Here is a 22122-nt window from a genome sequence, read left to right as displayed (position 1 = left end):
TATAGTGGCCGACAATTGGGACAATAGTCAGCGGTAGTTGTTCTGAATCTGACGAAGTAGGACAATTGCCGGCTTCACGTCACCATCAGCGACCTTGAATGGCCTTCCTTGCACTCGGTATTAACCACAAGACTGCTTCAGTAGACGTCCGCGAGCGCGTGGCCTTTACCCCTGAGCAGCTGGTGGAGGCCTTGCAGCAGCTCTGCCGACTCACCGACAGCCGCGAAGCTGCGATCCTCTCCACCTGCAATCGCAGTGAGCTTTATATAGAACAGGATCAGCTGTCTGCTGATCTGGTTCTGCGCTGGCTGGCCGATTATCACCATTTAAGCCTCGATGAGCTGCGCGCGAGTGCTTATGTGCATGAAGATGATGCGGCAGTTCGTCACATGATGCGCGTCGCCTCCGGGCTCGACTCGCTGGTGCTGGGCGAACCGCAGATTCTCGGCCAGATGAAATCGGCCTACGCCGTGGCCCGCGAGGCCGGGACCATCGGCCCGTTGCTGGGACGGCTGTTTCAAGCGACGTTCAATGCCGCCAAGCAAGTGCGCACCGACACCGCCATCGGCGAAAACCCGGTGTCCGTGGCGTTTGCCGCCGTCAGCCTGGCCAAACAGATTTTCAGCGACCTGCAACGCAGCCAGGCCCTGCTGATCGGTGCCGGCGAGACCATCACTCTGGTCGCCCGCCATTTGCATGAGCTGGGGGTCAAGCGCATCGTGGTTGCCAACCGTACGCTGGAACGTGCCAGCCTGCTGGCCGAGCAGTTCGGCGCGCACGCGGTGCTACTCTCGGACATCCCGGCGGAACTGGTGCGCAGCGATATCGTGATCAGTTCGACCGCCAGCCAGTTGCCGATTCTCGGCAAGGGCGCGGTCGAAAGTGCGCTGAAGCAGCGCAAGCACAAGCCGATCTTCATGGTCGACATCGCCGTACCCCGCGACATCGAGCCGGAAGTCGGCGAACTCGACGACGTTTACCTCTACAGCGTGGATGATCTGCACGAAGTGGTCGCCGAGAACCTCAAGAGTCGTCAGGGTGCAGCCCAGGCGGCGGAAGAGATGGTCTCGGTCGGCGCCGACGATTTCATGGTACGCCTGCGTGAGCTGGCGGCGGTCGATGTGCTCAAGGCCTATCGGCAACAGAGCGAACGCCTGCGCGACGAGGAGCTGCAAAAAGCCCTGCGTCTGCTGGCCAACGGCGGCAACGCCGAAGACGTGCTCGGGCAACTGGCCCGGGGCCTGACCAACAAACTGCTGCATGCTCCAAGCGTGCAGCTGAAAAAGCTTTCTGCCGAAGGCCGCCTCGATGCGCTGGCCATGGCCCAGGAACTCTTTGCCCTCGAGGGCTCACCGGATAGTTTTTCGGATAAAAAACCGCAATGAAAGCGTCACTGCTCAACAAGCTGGACACCCTCCAGGACCGTTTCGAGGAACTGACCGCGCTGCTCGGCGACGGCGAAGTCATTGCCGATCAGGCCAAATTCCGCGCTTATTCCAAGGAATACGCCGAACTTGAGCCGGTGGTACAAGGCTATAAAAAGCTGCTCGGCGTACAAAGTGATCTTGAAGGCGCCCAGGCGCTGCTCAAGGACAGCGACCCGGACATGCGTGAAATGGCCGTGGAAGAAGTCCGCGAAGCCAAGGAATTGCTGATCAGGCTGGAAGATGATCTGCAGCGCATGTTGCTGCCCAAGGATCCCAATGACGGTCGTAACGTCTTTCTCGAAATTCGCGCCGGTACCGGTGGCGACGAGGCGGCGATCTTCTCCGGCGATCTGTTTCGCATGTACTCGCGTTACGCCGAACGACGTGGCTGGCGCGTGGAGATCCTTTCGGAAAACGAAGGCGAGCACGGTGGCTATAAAGAAGTCATCGCCCGCATTGAAGGCGACAACGTTTACGGCAAGCTGAAGTTCGAATCCGGCGCGCACCGCGTACAGCGTGTACCCGCTACCGAATCCCAGGGCCGTATCCACACCTCGGCCTGCACCGTGGCGGTGTTGCCCGAGCCGGACGAGCGCGAAGCTATCGAGATCAACCCGGCGGATCTGCGTGTCGACACTTACCGCTCCTCCGGGGCCGGTGGTCAGCACGTCAACACCACCGACTCGGCGATCCGCATCACGCACATACCGACCGGTACCGTCGTCGAGTGTCAGGAAGAACGTTCCCAGCACAAGAACCGCGCGCGGGCGATGGCCTGGCTGTCGGCCAAGCTCAACGATCAGCAAACCGCAGCGGCGGCGAATGCCATCGCCAGCGAGCGTAAGTTGCTCGTGGGTTCCGGTGACCGTTCCGAGCGCATTCGCACGTACAACTTTGCCCAGGGCCGAGTCACCGACCATCGCGTCAACCTGACCCTGTACTCCCTAGATGAAATCCTCGCCGGTGGCGTTGAAGCGGTGATCGAGCCATTGCTGGCCGAATACCAGGCCGACCAACTTGCAGCGATAGGTGAATAAATGACCATCATTGCCAGTCTGTTGCGCGCTGCCGAATTGCCGGACTCGCCCACGGCGCGTCTGGATGCCGAACTGCTCCTGGCGGCGGCACTGGGCAAATCGCGAAGCTTCCTGCACACCTGGCCCGAGCGCATCGTACCCAGCGAAGCGGTGCTGATTTTTACCGAGTACCTGCAACGGCGTCGAAGTGGCGAGCCGGTGGCCTACATCCTCGGTCAGCAGGGGTTCTGGAAGCTCGATCTGGAGGTAGCGCCGCATACGCTGATCCCGCGCCCGGACACCGAATTGCTGGTCGAGGCCGCGCTGGAACTGCTGGCGGCAACGCCGGCGAAAGTCCTCGATCTGGGCACCGGCAGCGGCGCGATTGCGTTGGCCCTGGCCAGCGAGCGTCCGGCGTGGAAAGTCACGGCGGTGGATCGCGTGCTGGAAGCCGTGGCCCTGGCCGAACGCAACCGTCAGCGCTTGAACCTGAACAACGCCACGGTGCTGAGCAGCCACTGGTTCAGTGCTCTTGAAGGTCAGCGCTTCAATCTGATCATCAGCAACCCGCCGTACATCGCCGCCGCCGACCCGCACCTGATCGAGGGCGACGTGCGCTTCGAACCGGCCAGTGCGCTGGTGGCCGGTGTCGACGGGCTCGACGATCTGCGCCTGATCGTTGCCCAGGCCCCGGGTCATCTGGAAGCCGGCGGCTGGCTGATGCTCGAACACGGCTATGATCAAGCCGAAGCCGTGCGTGATCTGTTGCTCACCCGTGGTTTTGAAGAAGTCCACAGCCGCACCGATCTGGGCGGCCATCAACGGATCAGCCTGGGGCGCCTGCCGTGCTGAATGATCAGGAATTGCTGCGCTACAGCCGGCAGATTCTGCTGCAACACATCGATATCGATGGGCAACTGAAGCTGAAAGACAGCCGTGTGCTGATTGTCGGCCTCGGCGGTCTCGGTGCCCCGGTCGCGCTGTATCTGGCGGCGGCGGGCGTCGGTGAGTTGCATCTGGCGGATTTCGACACGGTCGACCTGACCAACCTGCAGCGCCAGATCATTCATGACACCGACAGCGTCGGCATGAGCAAGGTCGACTCGGCGCTCAAGCGCCTGGGCGCGATCAATCCCGAGATTCAACTGGTTGCCCATCGTCAGGCGCTGGACGAGGATTCCCTTGCCGTCGCCGTGTCGGCGGTGGATCTGGTGCTCGACTGTTCCGATAACTTCTCCACTCGCGAGGCGGTCAACGCCGCGTGTGTGGCAGCGTGCAAGCCGCTGGTCAGCGGCGCGGCGATTCGTCTGGAAGGGCAGTTGTCGGTGTTCGACCCGCGCCGCCCGGAAAGTCCGTGCTACCACTGCCTGTACGGGCATGGCAGCGAAGCCGAACTGACGTGCAGCGAAGCCGGTGTGGTCGGGCCGCTGGTGGGGCTCGTCGGCAGCCTGCAGGCGCTTGAAGCGTTGAAAGTGCTGGTCGGTTTTGGTGAACCACTGGTGGGGCGTCTGCTGTTGATCGATGCGCTGGGTTCGCGCTTCCGTGAGCTGCGGGTCAAGCGCGATCCGGGCTGCAGCGTCTGTGGTTCGCAGCATGCGTGAGGCACCGATCGCGGTGTTCGACTCCGGGGTCGGCGGTTTGTCGGTACTGGCTGAAATCCAGCGTTTGCTGCCTCAGGAATCACTGCTGTATTTCGCCGATTGCGGGCACATTCCCTACGGCGAGAAAACCCCGGAGTTCATCCGTCAGCGCTGCAACGTGATGGCCAGGTTTTTCCGCGAGCAAGGCGCCAAGGCCCTGGTGATCGCCTGCAACACCGCGACGGTGGCCGCTGTCGCCGATCTGCGCCGGGATTTCCCCCAGTGGCCGATTGTCGGCATGGAGCCGGCGGTCAAACCCGCCGCCGCCGCGACCCGCAGTGGTGTGGTGGGCGTGCTCGCTACCACCGGCACCTTGCAGAGCGCCAAGTTCGCTGCGTTGCTCGACCGTTTCGCCACCGATGTGCGGGTCATTACCCAGCCGTGTCCCGGACTGGTCGAGCTGATCGAAAGCGGTGATCTGCACAGCGCCGAGTTGCGCACATTGCTGCAGCACTATGTCGAGCCGCTGCTGGCCAACGGTTGCGACACAATCATCCTCGGCTGCACCCACTATCCGTTTCTCAAGCCGCTGCTCAAGACCATGCTCCCCGAGAGCATCAGTCTGATCGACACTGGCGCAGCCGTAGCGCGGCAACTGCAACGGTTGCTGGCTGAACGTGACCTGCTGGCCGATGGCCCGAACCGTCCGGTCAGATTCTGGACCAGTGCCGACCCCGAGTTCTTCCGCAAGACCCTGCCCCTGCTGGGGCAAGTTGTCGGCAACGTCGAAAAATTCAGCTTGTAAAAAAAATGTGAAATAACTAAAAAAACAGCTGAACTTCTAATCAAGCGCTAGCTTCTATAGCGATGAGTTATCTAGAAAACCAAACGATCGTTCCGGAAAAGGAAGTTTCAAAGTGAAGCGACTATTCTGCTTGGCCGCGATTGCGGCTGCACTGATGGGGCAAAGTATTACCGCACAAGCGGCAGGCGTTGAGTTTGCAGTGGGTGCGACCAGCGACTCGACCATGACTTATCGTCTGGGCATGAATTTCGATTGGGACAAGAGCTGGCTGCAAAGTGACGTCGGTCGCCTGACCGGTTACTGGAGCGGCGCTTACACTTACTGGGAAGGTGACAAGACTTCCAGCAACAACAGCCTGTCCTTCTCGCCGGTATTCGTTTACGAGTTTGCCGGTCAGTCGGTCAAGCCGTATGTTGAAGCGGGTATTGGTGTGGCAGCGTTCTCCAACACCAAGTATGAAAGCAACAACATTGGCGGCTCTTTCCAGTTCGAAGACCGTATCGGTTTTGGTCTGCGCTTCAATGGCGGGCATGAAGTGGGGATTCGGGCGACGCACTATTCCAACGCCGGCCTGGCCAGCAGCAACGACGGTGTAGAAAGCTACGCGCTGCATTACACGATGCCGCTGTAAGCGCTACACATAACCTCTGTAGGAGTGAGCCTGCTCGCGATTGCGGAGTGTCAGCCAACATTTGTTTGACTGGTACTCCGCAATCGCGAGCAGGCTCACTCCTACATTTGTTTCAGTGGTGTTTTTCGGAATCAACGGTAGGCAGTGGCAATGCCTTTGCGTTCTTCAATGCACTCCGGTGCCCCCATCTCGAACTCGCGGCAGATCAGAGGACGTCTTTCGTAGATCGTGCACATCATGCTGTCGCGATCCAGCGCCGCGCACCAGCCGTCGTCCAGCCGCAGCATCACTTCACCTCCCCACTCATCGGTATCGATAAAGCGCTCGGGCACGCCAGTGTCGGTGATCAGCATTACTTCGAGCTGGCAACAGCACGCTGCGCAGGTCGAACACGTGACCGCTGGCTCGGTGATTTGCTGGTGGGGAATGGTTTTCATGCTGCGCAGTGTAAGGCAGCCGCCGGTTATCGTGTGAAAGGTCTGACAGACGCTCAGTGGGCCAGCCGCCGAGCCATCGCATGCAACAACGGAAACAGCAGCGCCCACAGCAGGCCAATGCCGATCAGAGTCGGCACTTCACCGTAAGGAAATCGCACCCCGGCCAGCTGTCCGCCGCCGTAATAGGACACGGCGCCGCCCACGGCACCGAGTCCGCTGGCCAGCCACCACGGGCGGGCGCTCCATTGCAGGCAGTGACGTAGCGTGGTGGCGAGCAAGGCCCAGAGCAGCATCAGCCACAGCGGAATCAGTGGCGACTGATCCTGGAATTCGAACACCCCGGCAGCGCGCAACAGACTGTCTACGGCTGTGCCGACAAGCACCACGCTGAGGATCAAACGGCCTTCCGCCGCCCAACTGCTGATCCACCCCAGATGAATCACCAGCACCGCCAGCGCCAGCAGCAGCCACAGACTGTCGCCGCCGATGACACACGCCAGCCAGCCGACCTGAAACAGCACGGCATTGGCCAGTCGCTCAAGCATTGAAGCGTCCGAGCAACGGCGCCGGCATGGCCGCCGGTTTGGCCAGCAGCAATTGCGCGGTGCCGATGGTGCGCTCCAGAAACCCGCCCTCGCAGTAGCACAGGTAAAACTCCCACAGTCGCAGGAAGTAATCGTCGTAACCCAACTCGCTCAAACGGCCATGGGCGCGGCGAAAGTTTTCGTGCCACAGGCGCAGGGTGCGGGCGTAGTGCAGACCGAAGTCTTCCATGTGCAGCAGGTTCATGTCTGTTTCGTGGCTGACCACTTCAAGCATTTTCTGCACGCTGGGCAGGGCGCCGCCAGGGAAGATGTAGCGCTGGATGAAATCGACGCCGCGCTTGGCCTGCTCGTAGCGCTGCTCGCGAATGGTGATCGCCTGCAACAGCATCAGGCCGTTGCTCTTGAGCAGGTGCGCGCACTGTTTGAAGTAGGTCGGCAGGAAGCGATGGCCGACCGCTTCGATCATCTCGATCGACACCAGTTTGTCGTATTCGCCGGTGAGGTCGCGGTAGTCCGTGAGCAGCAGCGTTACCCGATCCTGCAAGCCCAGAGCTTCAATGCGCTTGGCGGTAAACGCGTACTGCTCTTTCGACAGCGTTGTGGTGGTGACACGGCAACCGTAATGCTGCGCGGCGTAGAGCGCCATGCTGCCCCAGCCGGTGCCGATCTCCAGCAAATGGTCTTCGGGTTTGAGTGCGAGCTTCTGGCAGATCCGTTCCAGCTTGTTCAACTGGGCCTGTTCCAGGCTGTCTTCCGGGCTGAGGAACTGCGCGGCCGAATACATCATGGTCGGGTCGAGAAACTGTTCGAACAGGTCATTGCCGAGGTCATAGTGAGCGGCGATGTTTTTCTGCGAGCCCTTGCGCGTGTTGCGGTTGAGCCAGTGCAGGCCTTGTACCAGCGGCCGGCTGAGGCGAGCCAGGCCGCGCTCCATGGCGTCGAGTACGTCGAGGTTGCTGACGAACACTCGCACCACGGCGGTCAGATCCGGCGAACTCCAGTAACCGTGGATAAACGCTTCGCCGGCACCGATCGATCCATTGCCGGCGACCATGCCCCACACCGCCGCGTCCTGCACATGGATTTCGCCGAGCAGGTGGCTGCCCGGCGTACCGAACATCAGGCGTTCGCCATCCTCGACCACCAGCAATTGCCCGTTTTTGAGTTGGCTCAGTTGCCGCAATACACCTCGGCGCAGCAGCGAGCCGGTCAAGCCGTTGGTGCTGAAGCGACTGACAGACAGGCTAGAGGATTTCATGGCGGTGCTCCTTGGGAGGCACGGTGGCGGTTTGGAAGCTGCCGTCGGCAGCCTGATGAGCAAAAATCGGGGCGCGTTTGAGCAACAGGCGCAGGGCTTGCCAATAGATCGCCAGACAGGTTTTCGCGGTCATCCACGGAAAACGTCGCAAGTAGCGGTGCAGGCTATGGCGGCTCAGATTCTCGCGCTGCAGATTGAGTGTGGCGTCGAACAGCTTGTGCTCACCCTGCCAGTCGGCCATATGCACGCCGAGGGTTTGCGCGGCCGGGCTGAAACTCATGCGGTACTCAAGATCACGCGGCAGAAACGGCGAGACATGAAAGGCCTTGGCCACCGCGAAATGCTGATGAAAGTCATGCAGACTGGTCGGTGCACTGGCCGGCAACACGTAGTGATAATGCTCGCGCCATGGCGTGTTGGTCACTTCGCAGAGGATCGCCGCCAGTTGCCCGTCAGCCTCGTGGCAATAAAAGAAGCTCACCGGATTGAATGCCAGACCCCAACTGCGCGGTTGAGTCAGCAGGCAGATCGAACCTTGCGGTTGGTGGCCGATGGCGGCGCCAACCTGCTGCCGCACCGCGTCGATCAGGCGCATGCCGCTGCCGGTGAAGGTTTTCAGGTAATCGGTTTCGCGAAATGAAAACGGTGCGAAGCGGCTGCGACTGGCAAACCGCGACAGCCCGAACACGGCATCCTGTTCGGCCAGATCGAGGTACAACAGGCCGATCCGGTAACGGAATTCGTGGCGTCTTGGCGAAAACCGCCGATGGCCGATCCAGCCACTGTACAGGGCGCTGTTCATAAGCTTTCCCCGAACGCGGCGGCCACGCGCAACGCGCTGACCACACCGTCCTCATGAAAGCCGTTGGCCCAGTAGGCGCCGCAATAATGGGTGTGCTGCTGACCGTCGAGTTCGGCCCAGCGGTTTTGCGCCGCCACAGCCGCGAGGCTGAATTGCGGGTGGGCGTAGGTGTATTTGGCGAGCACCTTGAACGGGCTGATCCCGGCGCTCTGATTGAGGCTGACGCAGAACGTGGTGTCGCTCTGAATGCCCTGCAGGATATTCATGTCGTAAGTGACAGCGGCATGCGTATGGCCGGCGCCGCTCAAGCGATAGTTCCAGCTGGCCCACGCCAGTTTGCGGGTCGGCAGCAGACGGGTATCGGTATGCAGCACGACTTCGTTATCGGCATAGGGCAGGGCGCCGAGGATCGACCGTTCCGCCTGGCTTGGCGTGCCCAGCAATTGCAGGGCCTGGTCGCTGTGGCAGGCGAGCACGACTTTATCGAAGCGCTCGATGCCGGCGGGGCTGTGGATAACCACGCCGTGTTCGTCGCGATCGATGCGGGTCACCGGGCAACTGAGGCGAATCTTGTCGTTGAACGCCGCGGTCAACGGCGCAATGTAGGCGCTGGAGCCACCCTCGATCACCTGCCATTGCGGACGATCACTGACCGACAGCAGTCCATGATTCTTGAAGAATCGCACGAAGAACTGCAGCGGAAAATTGAGCATCTCGGCCATTGGCATCGACCAGATCGCCGAGCCCATCGGCACGATGTAATGCAGGATGAAACGTTCGCCATAACCGCCAGCCTTGAGGTAATCGTCGAGCGTGGTGTCGGCGGCGATCCGCTGTTCGGCGAGGTCGCGCTGAGCTTCTTTATTGAAGCGCAGGATGTCGCGCAACATGCCCCAGAACCCCGGGGACAGCAGGTTGCTGCGTTGGGCGAAGAGGCTGTTGAGGTTGTTGCCGTTGTATTCCAAGCCGGAGTCCGGGTCGGTAACCGAGAAGCTCATTTCGGTCGGCTTGAACGACACGCCGAGCTGGCCGAGCAAACGAATGAAGTTCGGGTAGGTCCAGTCGTTGAACACGATAAAGCCGGTGTCCACCGCATATTCGCGGCCATCGACGGTCACTTGCACGGTGTGCGTGTGACCGCCGACCCAGTCGCTGGCTTCGAACACCGTGATGTCGTGTCGGCGATTGAGCAGGTGGGCGCAGGTCAGGCCGGCGATTCCGCTGCCGACAATGGCGATCTTCATATCGGGTCTCGCAGCGGTGGGTTGCTGCGCACCATGCGCTTGCCGATTGCCAGTTGCAGGCGCGCCGGCAGCTTCGACAATGGCCACAGCGCCGCCATGAACAGCGCCGGAAAGGCGATCTCCAGCGGACGATCCTTGAGTTTGGCGAAAATATGCCGTGCGGCTTTATCTACAGGCCAGCTCAGCGGCATCGGGAAGTCGTTTTTGGCAGTCAGTGGCGTTTCGACAAAACCCGGGCTGATGATGGTGACATCGATGCCCTCGACGGCCAGATCGATCCGCAGCGATTCGAACAGATAGCGCAGCCCGGCCTTCGACGCGCCGTAGGCTTCGGCCCGAGGCAGCGGCAGGTAGGTGACTGAGCTGGCCATGCCGATCAGATGCGGTGCTGTGCCTTTGCGCAGCAATGGCAGGGCCGCTTCGATGCAGTAACTGCTGGCGAGCAGGTTGGTGCGCACCACATGTTCGATGATCGAGGCATCGAACTGTCGCGCATCGACGTACTCGCAGGTGCCGGCATTGAGAATCACGCTGTCCAGTGAGCCCCAGGCCTGTTCGATCTGCTGGCCGATTTCGCGCACGGTCTGACTGCTGGTCAGATCGCCGGCCACCACCAGCACTTGCCCCGGATAACGTTGCGACAGCACTTTGAGCGGTGCCACCTGACGCGAGCTCACAGCCAGATGCGCGCCGCTTTTCAGAATGTCTTCAGCCAGTGCTGCGCCGATGCCACTGCTGGCACCGGTCAGCCAATAACGCCGTGGAGGTGTACGACTCATCCCATTCTCCTTTTCAACCAGGCGATCACCCGGCCCAATACGGGTAAATGTTCATACAGCATGGCCCCGGCATCGAAATAATCCCGGTGGCGATAAACCTTGTCGCGCCAGAGCAGGTGCGAACACCCGGCGACGCGAATCAATTGACCACCGGCCAGGCGCGGGTGGCGGTAACTCATGACCCAGCGCAGGTAACCTTCACCGTCAGCGACCTGGTCGAAGCCGTGGAAATCGAAACGCAGTTCGCTGACGTTGGCGTACAGCTCGCTGAAGTAATGCTGCAGTTGCTTCAGCCCCTGTACTTCATGCAGTGGATCGGTGAAATGAATGTCATCGCTGTACAGCTCGCCCAGACGTTGCAAGTTGTCTTTGTTCAACTCGGCGAACTGGCGGGCGAAGCGGCGCAGGAATTCACTCATGGACTTCTTCCATAGACGAGCGCGACGGCAGGTTCTTGAAAGCTGCCAGCGCGCGTTCGCGCGAGGCTCCCAGATTGACGATCGGTGCCGGATAATCCGCGACTCCGAACAGTCCGCCGGCGCTGGCCGGATTGTGTACTTCCTTCTTGTTCAGGCCAGCCAGCTCAGGCAGCCAGTGCTTGATGAACAGGCCTTCGCTGTCGAATTTTTCCGATTGGCTGATCGGGTTGAAAATACGGAAGTACGGCGCCGAATCGGTGCCGGTCGAGGCGCTCCACTGCCAGCCGCCATTGTTCGCCGCCAGGTCGCCGTCGATCAGGTGGCGCATGAAAAAGCGCTCGCCTTCTCGCCAGTCGATCAACAGGTTTTTGGTCAGAAACATCGCCACCACCATCCGCAGACGGTTATGCATCCAGCCGGTTTCCAGCAGTTGGCGCATGGCTGCATCAATGATCGGCAAACCGGTGCGCGCCTCTTGCCAGGCGGCCAACTCGTCTGGCGCATCACGCCAGGCCAGGGCTTCGGTTTCCGGGCGAAACGCGCGGTGGCGTGAAACCCGTGGATAGCCGACCAGAATGTGTTTGTAGAACTCGCGCCACAGCAGCTCGTTGATCCAGGTCACCGCGCCGACCTTGCCGCTGTCGAACTCGCCCTGATTGCTTTGCAGGGCCGCATGCAGGCATTGGCGCGGCGAGATCACTCCGGCGGCCAGATAGGCCGAGAGTTGACTGGTGCCGGGTTTGGCCGGGAAGTCGCGTTCGCTCTGGTAGTAGTCGATCTGTGCGTCGGCGAAGGTGTCGAGACGGCGCCGGGCTTCCTGTTCGCCGGCCGGCCACAGGGCGCGCAAAGACTCGCTCGGCGTTGCAAAACCGGCGGCGGATGCCGGTACCGGATCGCTGTCGATGTTCAGCTTTGCCTGTTTGCCGGGCGCTTTTACCAGCGCTGGCACCGAGCGATGCAGTCGTTCATAGCAGACCTTGCGGAACTGGCTGAACACCTGGAAGTAAGTCTCGGTTTTGGTCAGTACCGTGCCGGGTTTGAACAGCAGTTGATCAAGGTAGCTGTGAAAAGTAATGCCTTTGGCTTTCAGGGCCGCGGCGACTGCGGCATCGCGACGGCTTTCGTGGACGCCGTATTCTTCGTTGACGTGCACGGCCTCGATGTTCAGTTGCCGACACAGCTCAAGCAGCACCGCCGGCGCCTGATCCCAATGGTCGGCGGTACGCAGCAACAACGGGATGTTCAACGCGCCGAGACTGGCATTCAATTCACGCAGGTTGCGCAACCAGAAGTCGATCTTGCACGCCGCGTCGTCATGTTCCAGCCATTGCTGCGGGCTCAACAGATACACGGCAACCGTCGGGCCGCGCGCAGCAGCGGCCGCGAGGGCGGTGTTGTCATGTTGGCGCAGGTCGCTGCGCAGCCAGATCAATTGCATCGCGGTTTCCATTAAATCAGCCCACGCTGAACCAGTTCCTGATGTGCCGAGAGCGGGTCTTCGGCCAGGATCAAATCAGCGATCTCAGGGGTTCTTACGGACAACTCGGTCTGGTGGATGCATACCGTTGGTCCGACGAGCATTTTTGCAGTGCCGATGCCATTCAGCAGTTTTGGCAACTGCGCCAGATTCATCGCCTTGCTGGAATACAGCAGCACTCCCCGCGCTTGCAGATGATCGACCGCCAGCGCCAGTTCTCCGGCCGGTAGCGGCCAGTCGAACACTTGCACCGGGCAGTCGGCGCTGCTGATCAGCCACGCGCATAGCCACAGGTGAGGTTCCAGTGCCAGGTCCGAGTGATTGATCAGCAACAACGGCGCAGCGTGTAACTGCCGATTGTTATGGTAGATGCGCGCGCCGAATTTGCTGCGTAACCAGGAATAAAAGAACACACGCTCCATCTGCGCGCCGAACTGGCCTTGCCAGCGCTGCTCGAGTTCGGCCAGCAGCGGCAGGAGCAATTGCTCGCACAGGGTGCGTGGCGGGTAAAGAGCCATGGCCTGGTTGATGCTGTCGTCGAGGTTGCGCTCATTGAGCTGGATAACGGCGCCGAGCAAAGACTGGCGCTGCCGTTGCCAGTCGTTCTCCACCGTCTCGGTAAAGGCTTGCGGAGCGTCGAGCAACGGTTTGACCTGACTGACGGCCACGCCTCGGTTGAGCCAGGTCAGGATGGTCAGGATTCGTTGCACATGTTCGCCGGAATACAGGCGATGCCCCTTGGGCGTGCGCTGCGGCACGATCAACCCGTAACGGCGCTCCCAGGCGCGCAGGGTGATGGCATTGACGCCAGTCTGCCGCGCGACTTCGCGGATAGGTAGCCAGCCCTCGTCGAGGGCTTTCTTGAAGTCCGCGCCGAGGTCTTCCTGGGCGCTGGTGTCGAGTTTATCGTTCATCAAATGGCGTTTCGCAGGCTGAGGTTTTCCGGATGCGGCTGCAAGTAAACCTGCCGCGCAATGTACGGATCCGGGTGTTGGCGAAAGTGGTGTTTGAGCAGAGTCAACGGCACCACCAGCGGCACGATGCCGTGGCGGTACTGGCCGATCACATGCTGCATTTCCTGTTTGTCTTCCGGGCTGATCGCCTGTTTCAGGTAGCCGCTGATGTGCTGCAGCACGTTGCTGTGGGTGCGGCGCGTGGCGCATTTCTTCAACGCGCTCATCAACTCGCTGAAATAGCGCGGGCCGAGTTCGACCGGGTCGGTCTGGGCCATGTTGCCCAGCAGTTTGCCCAGGGCTTTGTACTGCTCAGGGTTGTGCGCCATCAGTAGGTATTTGTAGCGCGAGTGGAATTCGGTCAGCGCGCGGCGGCTCAGGCCTTGTTCGAGCACCTGTTGCCAGGCGCTGTAGGCGAGCACGCGGGTGATGAAGTTTTCCCGCAACACCGGATCGTTCAGGCGCCCGGCTTCTTCCACTGGCAGGTCAGGGTGCTGCGCGCAGAATGCCTGGGCATAGATGCCGCGGCCACCGCCGTTCACCGGCGCGCCGTTGGCGTGATAGACCTTGACCCGCTCCAGACCGCACGAAGGCGACTGCTGCATGAAGATGTAGCCGCAGATGTCATTGAGCTCGCCGGCCATTTTCTGCCCGTAGGCCGCCAGCGGTTCGGTGACATTGATTTGCGGGTTGACGGTGCCGACGGCTTCGGGATTTTCCGTATCTCCGACCAGCCGGATCGGCTCGCGAGGAATGCCCAGGCCAATCGCGACTTCGGGGCACACCGGGACGAATTCGAAATACTCGGCAAGGGTGCGGCTGCACAACCGCGATTCCTTGTGCCCGCCGTTGTAGCGCACTTCGGCGCCCATCAGGCAGGCGCTGATGGCGATTTTGGGCCGGGAAGCAGAAAGATCGGACATGCACACCTCGAATCTATTCCTGTACAGGCGCTTATTTCTGTACAACTTTTCCTCAGCATAGATTCATGCGTGTACAAGTCAACTCATTTGTATAAGTTTTTCCGGATTCCCCAATCCCTTGTAGGAGTGAGCCTGCTCGCGATAGCGGTATGTCGGCAGCATTGATGTTGAATGATGCGACGCCATCGCGAGCAGGCTCACTCCTACAGGATCTTTATTGCCAGCCCAGTAACCAGTGATCGTTGTTCTTCAACGTCTGCCAGTCGAGGCGTTCTGCGCGCTTGGTCAACACCGCCTGCAACTCGATCTCCAGCACCGTGCCTTCCTCATCACGGAACAGTTCGGTCACCAGAAAATGCTTTTCGCGGTTTTGCGGGTGGGCTGCTGTCCACTTCGACAGCAGCAGCTTTTGCGGATTGATGCGATTCATTGCAGGTGTTCGTGCAAGCGGCGTGCAGCTTCCTGGCCACTGAGCCAGGCGCCTTCGACACGCCCCGACAGGCACCAGTCGCCGCAGGCGTACAAGCCCAGATCGGCGTCGGCCAGCGTGCCCCATTCGTGGCCGGTCGCAGGGCGTGCGTAGAGCCAGCGGTGGGCGAGGCTGAAAGTCGGAGCGGGCATCGCGCTGTGCAGCAGTTCGGCGAATGCACCGTGCAGTTGCTCGATGACCGCTTCCTTGGACAGGTCGATGTGTTGCCGGCTCCAGGCGCTGCTGGCGTGTAGCACCCAGGTGTCGCAAGTGGTGTCGCGCCCCGGTTTGCTGCGGTTGCGTGCCAGCCAGTCGATGGGGCTGTCCTGCACGAAGCAACCTTCGATCGGTGTATCCAGTGGCGTATCGAAAGCGAGGGCGACGGCCCAGGTCGGGTCCATTTTCACCCCGGCGGCGGCGCCAGCGAGTTTTGGTGCGGCAGCCAGCAGTGCGGTGGCTTGCGGCGCCGGGGTGGCGATCACCACATGGCTGAAGGGACCATGGGTGAAGCCTTCGGCGTCCTGCAGGTGCCAGTGCTCTTCCCCGCGAAATACCTCGGTGATGCGGCAGGCGAAGTGCACTTCCAGACCGTCGAGCAAGCCCCGGGTGATCGCACTCATGCGTGGCGTGCCGACCCAACGGGTCTGCTCGTCCGGCGACAGGTTCAGTTGCCCGCCGTGAAAGGTGTAGAGCTGCGGCGTCCATTCGGCGACCCAGCCCAGGTTTTGCCAGCGTTGCACCTCGGTGACGAATCGCCGGTCGCGGGCGGTGAAGTATTGCGCGCCCATGTCCAGAGAACCGGCGTCGCTGCGTTTGCTCGACATGCGTCCGCCACTGCCGCGGCTTTTGTCGAAGAGCTGGACGGTGTGTCCGGTCTCTGTCAGCGCCTGGGCGGCGGAGAGTCCGGCGATGCCGGTGCCGATGATTGCGATAGGTACAGTCATAGGGGCCTCGTTTACCTTTCTGTACAGACTACGCCGTGAATGAAACCTGTACAATTTTGTTTTTTGGTATAACTTCTAGCGTTCTCGTTCTGACAGCTTGGCCTATGGTTAAACAATAGAGCCTGCCCGATAGAAAAGATCCCTGCTTATAAAAATAGACTAGTGATCCGGGTAAAACGCCACGCGAGGAAGATGTCATGCACATATTGCTGACCGGCGGTACTGGTTTGATAGGCCGTCAGCTCTGCCGACACTGGTCGGGGCAGGGCCATCAATTGACGGTATGGAGTCGACGTCCGGAAAAGGTCGCGAAAATCTGTGGCGCGCAGGTGCGCGCGATTGCGCGTCTGGAAGACTTCGGCAACCAGCCGCTGGACGCGGTGGTCAATCTGGCCGGTGCACCGATCGCGGATCGGCCATGGACCCATCGGCGCAAGGCGTTGTTGTGGAGCAGCCGCATCACCCTCACCGAAACCCTGCTGGCCTGGCTGGAAACACGTCAGCAGAAACCGGCGTTGCTGATCTCCGGTTCTGCTGTCGGCTGGTATGGCGACGGCGGTGAACGCGAGCTGACAGAAGAGTCGCCGCCAGTGATCGACGATTTCGCCAGCCAGTTGTGCATTGCCTGGGAGGAAACCGCCCAGCGCGCCGAAGCGTTGGGCGTCCGCGTGGTGCTGGTGCGTACCGGGCTGGTGCTGTCGGCCGAGGGCGGCTTTTTGTCGCGGCTGTTGCTGCCGTTCAAACTCGGGCTGGGCGGGCCTTTGGGCAATGGCCGGCAGTGGATGCCGTGGATTCATATTGATGATCAAATCGCCCTGATTGATTTTCTTCTGCACCGCGATCAGGCGAGCGGTCCTTATAATGCCTGCGCACCGAAACCGGTGCGCAATCGCGAATTTGCCAAGACGCTGGGCAGCGTGCTGCACCGTCCGGCGTTCATGCCGATGCCGGCCCTGGCGCTGAAGGTCGGGCTTGGCGAAATGTCATTGCTGTTGCTGGGCGGCCAACGGGCCGTGCCGGCACGCTTGCTGGAAGCGGGTTTCACTTTCCAGTTCACGGATTTGCGCGCGGCTTTGGATGATCTCTCCGGCCGCCTTTGAAATAGGACGATGCATGACCGATCACGCCTTGCTTCTGGTCAACCTGGGTTCCCCGGCCTCCACCTCGGTGGCCGATGTGCGCAGCTACCTCAATCAATTTCTGATGGATCCGTACGTGATCGACCTGCCGTGGCCGGTGCGGCGGCTGTTGGTGTCGCTGATCCTGATCAAGCGCCCCGAGCAATCGGCCCATGCCTACGCTTCGATCTGGTGGGAGGAGGGCTCGCCGCTGGTAGTGCTCAGCCGTCGTCTGCAGCAGCAGATGACCACCAAGTGGACCCACGGCCCGGTGGAACTGGCCATGCGTTACGGCGAGCCTTCGATTGAAACCAAATTGTTGCAACTGGTGGCTGCGGGGCACAAGCGCATCACGCTGGCACCGCTGTATCCACAGTTCGCCGACAGCACCACGACCACGGTGATCGAAGAAGCCCGGCGGGTGATTCGCGAGAACAGACTCGATGTAAAACTTTCGGTGCTGCAACCGTTTTACGATCAGCCTGAGTACATCGACGCGCTGGTCGCCAGCGCCACCCCGCATCTGCAGCAGGACTACGATCACTTGCTGCTGAGCTTCCATGGTTTGCCGGAGCGGCACCTGACCAAGCTCGATCCGACCGGCAGTCACTGCTTGAAAAACGCGGATTGCTGCAAGAATGCCTCGCCGGCAGTCCTTGCCACCTGTTACCGCGCTCAGTGCATGCGCACCGCCGCCGAATTCGCCAGGCGCGCGGGCATTGCCGATGGTAAATGGTCGGTGTCGTTTCAGTCGCGTCTGGGGCGGGCGAAGTGGATTGAACCCTACACCGAAGCGCGGCTGGACGAGTTGGCGCAAAGCGGGGTGAAGAAGATTCTGGTGATGTGCCCGGCGTTTGTCGCCGATTGCATCGAGACGCTGGAAGAGATCGGTGATCGCGGCAAGGAACAGTTCCGCGAGGCGGGGGGCGAGGAGCTGGTGCTGGTGCCGTGCCTGAATGATGACCCGCAATGGGCGAAGGCGTTGGCAACCCTGTGTGAACGAGCGCCGTTGGCGCTTTAAAGCCAAAAGCTTCGCGAGCAAGCCCGCTCCCACATTTGATCTTCGGTGCGCTGAAGATCCCCTGTGGGAGCGGGCTTGCTCGCGAAAGCTATCTGTCAGACAACAAGCATCCAGACCCTTAGATCAGCGGCTCATCCGCCTTCTTGTTCTTCCAGCCATCATTGCCCGGCAGAATCAGGTTCAGCGCAATCGCCACCACCGCGCACAGCGCGATGCCTTTGAGGCCGAAGTCGTCCGGGCCAGTACCGGTGCCGACCAGCACGCCGCCGATACCGAACACCAGGGTCACCGAAACGATCACCAGGTTGCGCGCCTCGCCCAAGTCGATCTTGTGGCGGATAAGGGTGTTCATCCCCACGGCCGCGATCGAGCCGAACAACAGACACAGAATCCCGCCCATCACCGGCACCGGAATGCTTTGCAGCAGTGCGCCGAACTTGCCGATGAAGGCCAGGGTGATGGCGAAGATCGCCGCCCAGGTCATGATTTTCGGGTTGTAGTTCTTGGTCAGCATCACCGCGCCGGTCACTTCGGCGTAGGTGGTGTTCGGCGGGCCGCCAAACAGACCGGCCGCCGTGGTGGCGATGCCGTCACCGAGCAGGGTGCGATGCAGACCCGGCTTCTTCAGATAGTCACGACCGGTCACGCTACCCACCGCGATCACGCCGCCTATGTGCTCGATGGCCGGAGCCAGCGCCACCGGAACGATGAACAGGATCGCCTGCCAGTTGAATTCGGGTGCGGTGAAATGCGGCAGGGCGAACCATGGCGCCGCCGCAATCTTCGCGGTATCGACCACGCCGAAATAGAACGACATGGCAAAACCGACCAGCACCCCGGAAATGATCGGCACCAGACGGAAGATGCCTTTACCGAACACTGCCACGATCAACGTGGTCAGCAGTGCCGGCATCGAGATCATCATTGCGGTCTGGTAGTGGATCAGCTCGGAACCGTCACCCGCCTTGCCCATCGCCATGTTTGCGGCAATCGGCGCCATGGCCAGGCCGATGGAGATGATCACCGGACCAATCACCACTGGCGGCAGCAGCCGGTCGATGAAACCGGTGCCCTTGATCTTCACGGCGAGGCCGAGGAAGGTGTAGACAAAACCGGCCGCCATCACGCCGCCCATGGTCGCGGCGAGGCCGAACTGGCCCTTGGCGAGGATGATCGGGGTGATGAACGCAAAGCTCGACGCGAGGAACACCGGCACCTGACGCCCGGTGACGATCTGGAACAGAATCGTCCCCAGACCCGCGGTAAACAGTGCCACGTTCGGGTCAAGACCCGTGATCAGCGGCATCAGCACCAGAGCGCCGAAAGCCACGAACAGCATCTGGGCGCCGGACAGCACCGTGCGCCAGAGCGGATCGTTGAACTCTTGCTGCATGCTCACGCGTCCTTCTGCTTGGTACCGAAGATCTTGTCACCGGCATCGCCAAGCCCTGGGATGATGTAACCGTGTTCGTTCAGACGCTCATCGATGGAGGCGGTGTAGATGGTCACGTCCGGGTGAGCCTGTTCCACAGCGGCAATGCCTTCCGGCGCGGCGACCAGCACCATCGCGCGGATGTCCTTGCAGCCGGCTTTCTTCAGCAGATCGATGGTCGCGACCATGGAGCTGCCGGTGGCGAGCATCGGGTCGATGATCATCGCCAGCCGTTCGTCGATTTCCGGAACCAGTTTTTCCAGATAAGTGTGTGCTTGCAGGGTTTCTTCATTGCGGGCAACGCCCACGGCGGAAACCTTGGCACCCGGGATCAGGCTCAGCACGCCTTCGAGCATGCCGATGCCGGCGCGCAGGATCGGCACGACGGTGATCTTCTTGCCGGCGATTTTCTCCACCGACACAGTGCCGCACCAACCTGCGATATCGTAGGATTCGAGCGGCAAATCTTTTGTAGCTTCATAGGTCAACAGGGCGCCGACTTCCTGAGCAAGCTCACGGAAATTCTTGGTGCTGATATCGGCGCGGCGCATCAGGCCGAGTTTATGGCGGATCAGCGGGTGGCGGATCTCGAGGATGGGCATGGAAAAACTCCGGCGGCGGGCAAAAAAACCGGCCTAGATTAATCTATCCGAGGGTGATGTCCTATAGGACATTGAGTACGTTAGTCCATTAAGGCTTGATTCGACCTCACGGGATGCGTACCTTTGCCCGCTTTTCCGAAAACATCCCCCTGGAGAGCGCCATGTCCGCTGATCTCGAGCATATCCGTCAAATCATGCGAGAGGCTGACTGCCTGTACACCGAAGCTGAAGTCGAGGCCGCCATCGCCCGCGTCGGTGCACAAATCAACGAACAACTGGCCGACAGCAACCCGGTGGTGTTCTGCGTGATGAACGGCGGCCTGATTTTCTCCGGAAAACTGCTGACTCACCTGCAATTCCCGCTGGAGGCTTCCTACCTGCACGCGACCCGTTATCGCAACGAAACCAGCGGCGGCGACCTGTTCTGGAAAGCCAAGCCGGAAGTCTCGTTCATCGACCGCGACGTACTGATCATCGATGACATCCTCGACGAAGGTCACACCCTGGGCGCGATCATCGACTTCTGCAAACACGCCGGCGCGCGCAAAGTGCACACCGCCGTGCTGATCGACAAGGATCACGACCGCAAGGCGCGTCCTGACCTGAAGGCAGACTTCGTCGGCCTGCCGTGCATTGACCGCTACATCTTCGGTTACGGCATGGACTACAAAGGCTACTGGCGCAACGCCAACGGGATCTTTGCTGTTAAGGGAATGTAATCAATGAACACACCGGGCTTTCTTGATCAAACGCTGTTCGCTGAATTGGCCGAGAAAGCTGCGGCCAGTCCCCGTGGGCGCCAGCACCACAATTTTCACCAGATGGAAGAGGCCTGTCATCGCATGGCGGTGGGCCTGCAACCGAGCACTTATATTCCTCCGCACCGGCATTTGGGTGAGAACAAGGCGGAAACATTGCTGGTGCTCAAGGGGCGACTGGGGCTGCTGATTTTTGACGAAACCGGTGTCGTGGTGAAAAAACAGATTCTTCAGGCCGGTGGCGAGTGTGTCGGTGTGGATCTGCCGACGGGCATCTTCCATGGCCTGGTGGTTCTGGAAGCCGACAGTCTGATGTTCGAGTGCAAGGCCGGCCCTTATCGTCCAGTCGGAGAGGGCGAACTCGCTCACTGGGCCCCGCGAGAAGGCGCGCCCGGTGTGGCTGAATACCAGGCCTGGATGCGCGCGCAGTTCGATTGATCCGGGGCTGGATCAAAAAAGGTGCAGGTTGCTGACAACGCGACCTGCGCCTTTTTTGCTTTGCAGGACTGCGTGAAACCCGGCTAGAGTGCTCGGCCCCGCCCCCCGGAGCCTGTCATGAGCCTTCTGTTCCGCAGCCTTGCCGCCCTGTTGCTGACCCTCAGCCTGCCCCTGGCCGCCGCTCCGGCGCCGATGCACAGTCAATTCCTGCCGCCGGACGACCTGACCCTGCGCGATGCCGAACCCGAGCAGCAACAACTGCTGCAGGTCACCGATTATTCGGTGGTGGTCGGCGCACAACGCCAGTCCAACCAGCAGCCGATTCCGGTGACTTCTGCGTTGATGATCCGCCTCAAGGGCAAGTCGTTGAACAAAGGAGCGACCATCACTCAGGTGCTGGTCAATTTCGATGGCGAAAGCAAAAGCCTGAAAAAACCGGTTTATGACGACAAGAGCAAAACACTGACCCTGTTTTACCCGCTGGCCCAATACCGGGTGGTGATCGATCTGCTGCGCAACGACACCGTGTATGTGCAGTTCCTCAGTTACGCCAACGGACACATCTGGGCCGATCTGCACACCGGAGCCGTTCGTTCGCGTTGAGCCTGGTGGCAGGGCAGGGGTAAACTGCCCGCCCCGTGTAATGTCTGCGAGCTGGAGTCGGCAATGCGTAAAGATAAGAAACAGGTGATTGGTGACGAGATCGGCGATGAGCAGATCAAGCTGTTCCTCGATTTTGAACCGGTCGACGCCACTTCGCCGTCGCTGCACAAACTGATCAAGGCCTACCGTGGCCTGCGCATCGACGATTTCGAGCGCTTCCTGACGTTCTTCGTCGCGGCCGGTTACGACGTGGATGGCAAGGATGAGCACGGCAAGACCTTCGTTGACCTGATCGCCGATCAGCGCAACGCTCCGGACTACATCGAACTGATCGAAAAAGCTCGCGCCTAACACCATCCCTGTGGCGAGGGAGCTTGCTACCGCCGGGCTGCGCAGCGGCCCCAAACTCTTGTGAGCGCTGCGCACTCAAGCGGGAGCAAG

The 22122-nt window shown here is 60.7% G+C and carries 26 protein-coding genes; 12 read left to right on the top strand and 14 right to left on the bottom strand.

What is annotated here, in order from left to right:
- The first annotated feature begins 98 nt into the window (after nt 1-98).
- The 6 genes from hemA (at nt 99) to ACS4NR_RS16875 (ending at nt 5459) form a co-directional block, all read left to right on the top strand.
- A complete protein-coding gene (gene hemA, locus ACS4NR_RS16900) occupies nt 99-1385 on the top strand; it encodes a glutamyl-tRNA reductase (RefSeq protein ID WP_047599168.1) in 1287 nt (428 codons plus the stop codon).
- Nucleotides 1382-2464, top strand: a complete 1083-nt coding sequence (prfA, locus tag ACS4NR_RS16895; RefSeq protein WP_027612234.1) for a peptide chain release factor 1 — start codon at nt 1382-1384, stop codon at nt 2462-2464. The genes hemA and prfA overlap by 4 nt, the downstream gene beginning before the upstream one ends.
- The gene (prmC, locus tag ACS4NR_RS16890) at nt 2465-3295 is read left to right on the top strand and encodes a peptide chain release factor N(5)-glutamine methyltransferase (RefSeq protein ID WP_456017919.1); all 831 of its coding nucleotides are present in this window, start codon (nt 2465-2467) and stop codon (nt 3293-3295) included.
- Nucleotides 3289-4044 (top strand): molybdopterin-synthase adenylyltransferase MoeB, encoded by a 756-nt coding sequence (locus tag ACS4NR_RS16885; RefSeq protein ID WP_456017918.1) that lies wholly within the window; start codon nt 3289-3291, stop codon nt 4042-4044. Before prmC ends, ACS4NR_RS16885 begins: the two co-directional genes overlap by 7 nt.
- Nucleotides 4037-4828, top strand: a complete 792-nt coding sequence (murI, locus tag ACS4NR_RS16880; RefSeq protein WP_095136811.1) for a glutamate racemase — start codon at nt 4037-4039, stop codon at nt 4826-4828. The genes ACS4NR_RS16885 and murI overlap by 8 nt, the downstream gene beginning before the upstream one ends.
- Before the next feature lie 112 nt (nt 4829-4940).
- Nucleotides 4941-5459, top strand: a complete 519-nt coding sequence (locus ACS4NR_RS16875; protein ID WP_027612230.1) for an acyloxyacyl hydrolase — start codon at nt 4941-4943, stop codon at nt 5457-5459.
- Between the two features lie 131 nt (nt 5460-5590).
- Here ACS4NR_RS16875 and ACS4NR_RS16870 read toward each other — a convergent pair whose 3' ends face one another.
- The 12 genes from ACS4NR_RS16870 to ACS4NR_RS16815 all read right to left on the bottom strand — a co-directional run bounded on the left by ACS4NR_RS16870 (nt 5591) and on the right by ACS4NR_RS16815 (nt 15709).
- Entirely contained in the window at nt 5591-5896 is a 306-nt protein-coding gene (locus tag ACS4NR_RS16870) for a YkgJ family cysteine cluster protein (protein WP_041072462.1), read from the bottom strand.
- A 53-nt stretch (nt 5897-5949) separates the two neighbouring features.
- On the bottom strand, nt 5950-6441 hold the full coding sequence (locus tag ACS4NR_RS16865; RefSeq protein ID WP_456017917.1) for a DUF2878 domain-containing protein: 492 nt from the start codon (nt 6439-6441) through the stop codon (nt 5950-5952).
- Nucleotides 6434-7699, bottom strand: a complete 1266-nt coding sequence (locus ACS4NR_RS16860) for an SAM-dependent methyltransferase (protein WP_166497588.1) — start codon at nt 7697-7699, stop codon at nt 6434-6436. Before ACS4NR_RS16860 ends, ACS4NR_RS16865 begins: the two co-directional genes overlap by 8 nt.
- Nucleotides 7686-8501 carry a DUF1365 domain-containing protein gene (locus ACS4NR_RS16855; protein ID WP_456017916.1) on the bottom strand — a complete coding sequence of 272 codons (816 nt, stop codon included), beginning with the start codon at nt 8499-8501 and terminating at the stop codon, nt 7686-7688. Before ACS4NR_RS16855 ends, ACS4NR_RS16860 begins: the two co-directional genes overlap by 14 nt.
- Nucleotides 8498-9745, bottom strand: a complete 1248-nt coding sequence (locus tag ACS4NR_RS16850) for an NAD(P)/FAD-dependent oxidoreductase (protein ID WP_166497590.1) — start codon at nt 9743-9745, stop codon at nt 8498-8500. The genes ACS4NR_RS16855 and ACS4NR_RS16850 overlap by 4 nt, the downstream gene beginning before the upstream one ends.
- Nucleotides 9742-10524 (bottom strand): SDR family NAD(P)-dependent oxidoreductase, encoded by a 783-nt coding sequence (locus tag ACS4NR_RS16845; RefSeq protein ID WP_456017915.1) that lies wholly within the window; start codon nt 10522-10524, stop codon nt 9742-9744. Before ACS4NR_RS16845 ends, ACS4NR_RS16850 begins: the two co-directional genes overlap by 4 nt.
- On the bottom strand, nt 10521-10943 hold the full coding sequence (locus ACS4NR_RS16840) for a nuclear transport factor 2 family protein (protein ID WP_095136817.1): 423 nt from the start codon (nt 10941-10943) through the stop codon (nt 10521-10523). Before ACS4NR_RS16840 ends, ACS4NR_RS16845 begins: the two co-directional genes overlap by 4 nt.
- Entirely contained in the window at nt 10936-12381 is a 1446-nt protein-coding gene (gene phrB / locus ACS4NR_RS16835) for a deoxyribodipyrimidine photo-lyase (protein WP_456017914.1), read from the bottom strand. Before phrB ends, ACS4NR_RS16840 begins: the two co-directional genes overlap by 8 nt.
- An 11-nt stretch (nt 12382-12392) precedes the next feature.
- Nucleotides 12393-13334, bottom strand: coding sequence for a MerR family transcriptional regulator (locus tag ACS4NR_RS16830; RefSeq protein WP_456017913.1), 942 nt, complete (start codon nt 13332-13334; stop codon nt 12393-12395).
- On the bottom strand, nt 13334-14296 hold the full coding sequence (locus tag ACS4NR_RS16825) for a YbgA family protein (RefSeq protein WP_095136819.1): 963 nt from the start codon (nt 14294-14296) through the stop codon (nt 13334-13336). The genes ACS4NR_RS16830 and ACS4NR_RS16825 overlap by 1 nt, the downstream gene beginning before the upstream one ends.
- Nucleotides 14297-14510: 214 nt before the next feature.
- Entirely contained in the window at nt 14511-14726 is a 216-nt protein-coding gene (locus ACS4NR_RS16820; RefSeq protein WP_027612220.1) for a TIGR02450 family Trp-rich protein, read from the bottom strand.
- Nucleotides 14723-15709, bottom strand: coding sequence for an NAD(P)/FAD-dependent oxidoreductase (locus ACS4NR_RS16815; protein WP_456017912.1), 987 nt, complete (start codon nt 15707-15709; stop codon nt 14723-14725). Before ACS4NR_RS16815 ends, ACS4NR_RS16820 begins: the two co-directional genes overlap by 4 nt.
- A gap of 197 nt (nt 15710-15906) precedes the next feature.
- Here ACS4NR_RS16815 and ACS4NR_RS16810 point away from each other — a divergent pair, with 197 nt between their 5' ends.
- Complete coding sequence (locus ACS4NR_RS16810; protein ID WP_095136821.1) at nt 15907-16809, top strand: TIGR01777 family oxidoreductase; 903 nt, start codon at nt 15907-15909, stop codon at nt 16807-16809.
- Between the two features lie 13 nt (nt 16810-16822).
- Complete coding sequence (gene hemH / locus ACS4NR_RS16805; protein ID WP_456017911.1) at nt 16823-17848, top strand: ferrochelatase; 1026 nt, start codon at nt 16823-16825, stop codon at nt 17846-17848.
- 118 nt (nt 17849-17966) lie between these two features.
- Here hemH and ACS4NR_RS16800 read toward each other — a convergent pair whose 3' ends face one another.
- Both ACS4NR_RS16800 and upp read right to left on the bottom strand, forming a co-directional pair.
- Entirely contained in the window at nt 17967-19241 is a 1275-nt protein-coding gene (locus ACS4NR_RS16800; protein ID WP_003228120.1) for a uracil-xanthine permease family protein, read from the bottom strand.
- A gap of 2 nt (nt 19242-19243) precedes the next feature.
- Nucleotides 19244-19882: a uracil phosphoribosyltransferase gene (upp, locus tag ACS4NR_RS16795; RefSeq protein ID WP_003228118.1), complete on the bottom strand. Its 639-nt coding sequence runs from the start codon at nt 19880-19882 to the stop codon at nt 19244-19246.
- A 161-nt stretch (nt 19883-20043) separates the two neighbouring features.
- Here upp and ACS4NR_RS16790 point away from each other — a divergent pair, with 161 nt between their 5' ends.
- The 4 genes from ACS4NR_RS16790 to ACS4NR_RS16775 all read left to right on the top strand — a co-directional run bounded on the left by ACS4NR_RS16790 (nt 20044) and on the right by ACS4NR_RS16775 (nt 22032).
- On the top strand, nt 20044-20601 hold the full coding sequence (locus ACS4NR_RS16790; protein WP_008086142.1) for a hypoxanthine-guanine phosphoribosyltransferase: 558 nt from the start codon (nt 20044-20046) through the stop codon (nt 20599-20601).
- 3 nt (nt 20602-20604) lie between these two features.
- Nucleotides 20605-21078 (top strand): WbuC family cupin fold metalloprotein, encoded by a 474-nt coding sequence (locus tag ACS4NR_RS16785; protein ID WP_095136823.1) that lies wholly within the window; start codon nt 20605-20607, stop codon nt 21076-21078.
- Between the two features lie 117 nt (nt 21079-21195).
- A complete protein-coding gene (locus ACS4NR_RS16780; protein WP_166497596.1) occupies nt 21196-21681 on the top strand; it encodes a hypothetical protein in 486 nt (161 codons plus the stop codon).
- Nucleotides 21682-21744: 63 nt separating this feature from the next.
- Nucleotides 21745-22032 (top strand): PA4642 family protein, encoded by a 288-nt coding sequence (locus ACS4NR_RS16775; RefSeq protein ID WP_095136825.1) that lies wholly within the window; start codon nt 21745-21747, stop codon nt 22030-22032.
- The last annotated feature ends 90 nt before the right edge of the window (nt 22033-22122 follow it).

This window comes from Pseudomonas sp. JQ36, assembly GCF_053851495.1.
This window is presented reverse-complemented; position numbering and strand designations above follow the sequence as displayed.

Excerpts from the sequence above, each read along its gene's own strand:
- hemA (WP_047599168.1), top strand. The coding sequence starts at position 99 with ATGGCCTTCCTTGCACTCGGTATTAACCACAAGACTGCTTCAGTAGAC.
- prfA (WP_027612234.1), top strand. The coding sequence starts at position 1,382 with ATGAAAGCGTCACTGCTCAACAAGCTGGACACCCTCCAGGACCGTTTC.
- prmC (WP_456017919.1), top strand. The coding sequence starts at position 2,465 with ATGACCATCATTGCCAGTCTGTTGCGCGCTGCCGAATTGCCGGACTCG.
- murI (WP_095136811.1), top strand. The coding sequence starts at position 4,037 with ATGCGTGAGGCACCGATCGCGGTGTTCGACTCCGGGGTCGGCGGTTTG.
- ACS4NR_RS16870 (WP_041072462.1), bottom strand. The coding sequence starts at position 5,896 with ATGAAAACCATTCCCCACCAGCAAATCACCGAGCCAGCGGTCACGTGT.
- ACS4NR_RS16865 (WP_456017917.1), bottom strand. The coding sequence starts at position 6,441 with ATGCTTGAGCGACTGGCCAATGCCGTGCTGTTTCAGGTCGGCTGGCTG.
- ACS4NR_RS16860 (WP_166497588.1), bottom strand. The coding sequence starts at position 7,699 with ATGAAATCCTCTAGCCTGTCTGTCAGTCGCTTCAGCACCAACGGCTTG.
- ACS4NR_RS16855 (WP_456017916.1), bottom strand. The coding sequence starts at position 8,501 with ATGAACAGCGCCCTGTACAGTGGCTGGATCGGCCATCGGCGGTTTTCG.
- ACS4NR_RS16850 (WP_166497590.1), bottom strand. The coding sequence starts at position 9,745 with ATGAAGATCGCCATTGTCGGCAGCGGAATCGCCGGCCTGACCTGCGCC.
- ACS4NR_RS16845 (WP_456017915.1), bottom strand. The coding sequence starts at position 10,524 with ATGAGTCGTACACCTCCACGGCGTTATTGGCTGACCGGTGCCAGCAGT.
- ACS4NR_RS16840 (WP_095136817.1), bottom strand. The coding sequence starts at position 10,943 with ATGAGTGAATTCCTGCGCCGCTTCGCCCGCCAGTTCGCCGAGTTGAAC.
- phrB (WP_456017914.1), bottom strand. The coding sequence starts at position 12,381 with ATGCAATTGATCTGGCTGCGCAGCGACCTGCGCCAACATGACAACACC.
- ACS4NR_RS16830 (WP_456017913.1), bottom strand. The coding sequence starts at position 13,334 with ATGAACGATAAACTCGACACCAGCGCCCAGGAAGACCTCGGCGCGGAC.
- ACS4NR_RS16825 (WP_095136819.1), bottom strand. The coding sequence starts at position 14,296 with ATGTCCGATCTTTCTGCTTCCCGGCCCAAAATCGCCATCAGCGCCTGC.
- ACS4NR_RS16820 (WP_027612220.1), bottom strand. The coding sequence starts at position 14,726 with ATGAATCGCATCAATCCGCAAAAGCTGCTGCTGTCGAAGTGGACAGCA.
- ACS4NR_RS16815 (WP_456017912.1), bottom strand. The coding sequence starts at position 15,709 with ATGACTGTACCTATCGCAATCATCGGCACCGGCATCGCCGGACTCTCC.
- ACS4NR_RS16810 (WP_095136821.1), top strand. The coding sequence starts at position 15,907 with ATGCACATATTGCTGACCGGCGGTACTGGTTTGATAGGCCGTCAGCTC.
- hemH (WP_456017911.1), top strand. The coding sequence starts at position 16,823 with ATGACCGATCACGCCTTGCTTCTGGTCAACCTGGGTTCCCCGGCCTCC.
- ACS4NR_RS16800 (WP_003228120.1), bottom strand. The coding sequence starts at position 19,241 with ATGCAGCAAGAGTTCAACGATCCGCTCTGGCGCACGGTGCTGTCCGGC.
- upp (WP_003228118.1), bottom strand. The coding sequence starts at position 19,882 with ATGCCCATCCTCGAGATCCGCCACCCGCTGATCCGCCATAAACTCGGC.
- ACS4NR_RS16790 (WP_008086142.1), top strand. The coding sequence starts at position 20,044 with ATGTCCGCTGATCTCGAGCATATCCGTCAAATCATGCGAGAGGCTGAC.
- ACS4NR_RS16785 (WP_095136823.1), top strand. The coding sequence starts at position 20,605 with ATGAACACACCGGGCTTTCTTGATCAAACGCTGTTCGCTGAATTGGCC.
- ACS4NR_RS16780 (WP_166497596.1), top strand. The coding sequence starts at position 21,196 with ATGAGCCTTCTGTTCCGCAGCCTTGCCGCCCTGTTGCTGACCCTCAGC.
- ACS4NR_RS16775 (WP_095136825.1), top strand. The coding sequence starts at position 21,745 with ATGCGTAAAGATAAGAAACAGGTGATTGGTGACGAGATCGGCGATGAG.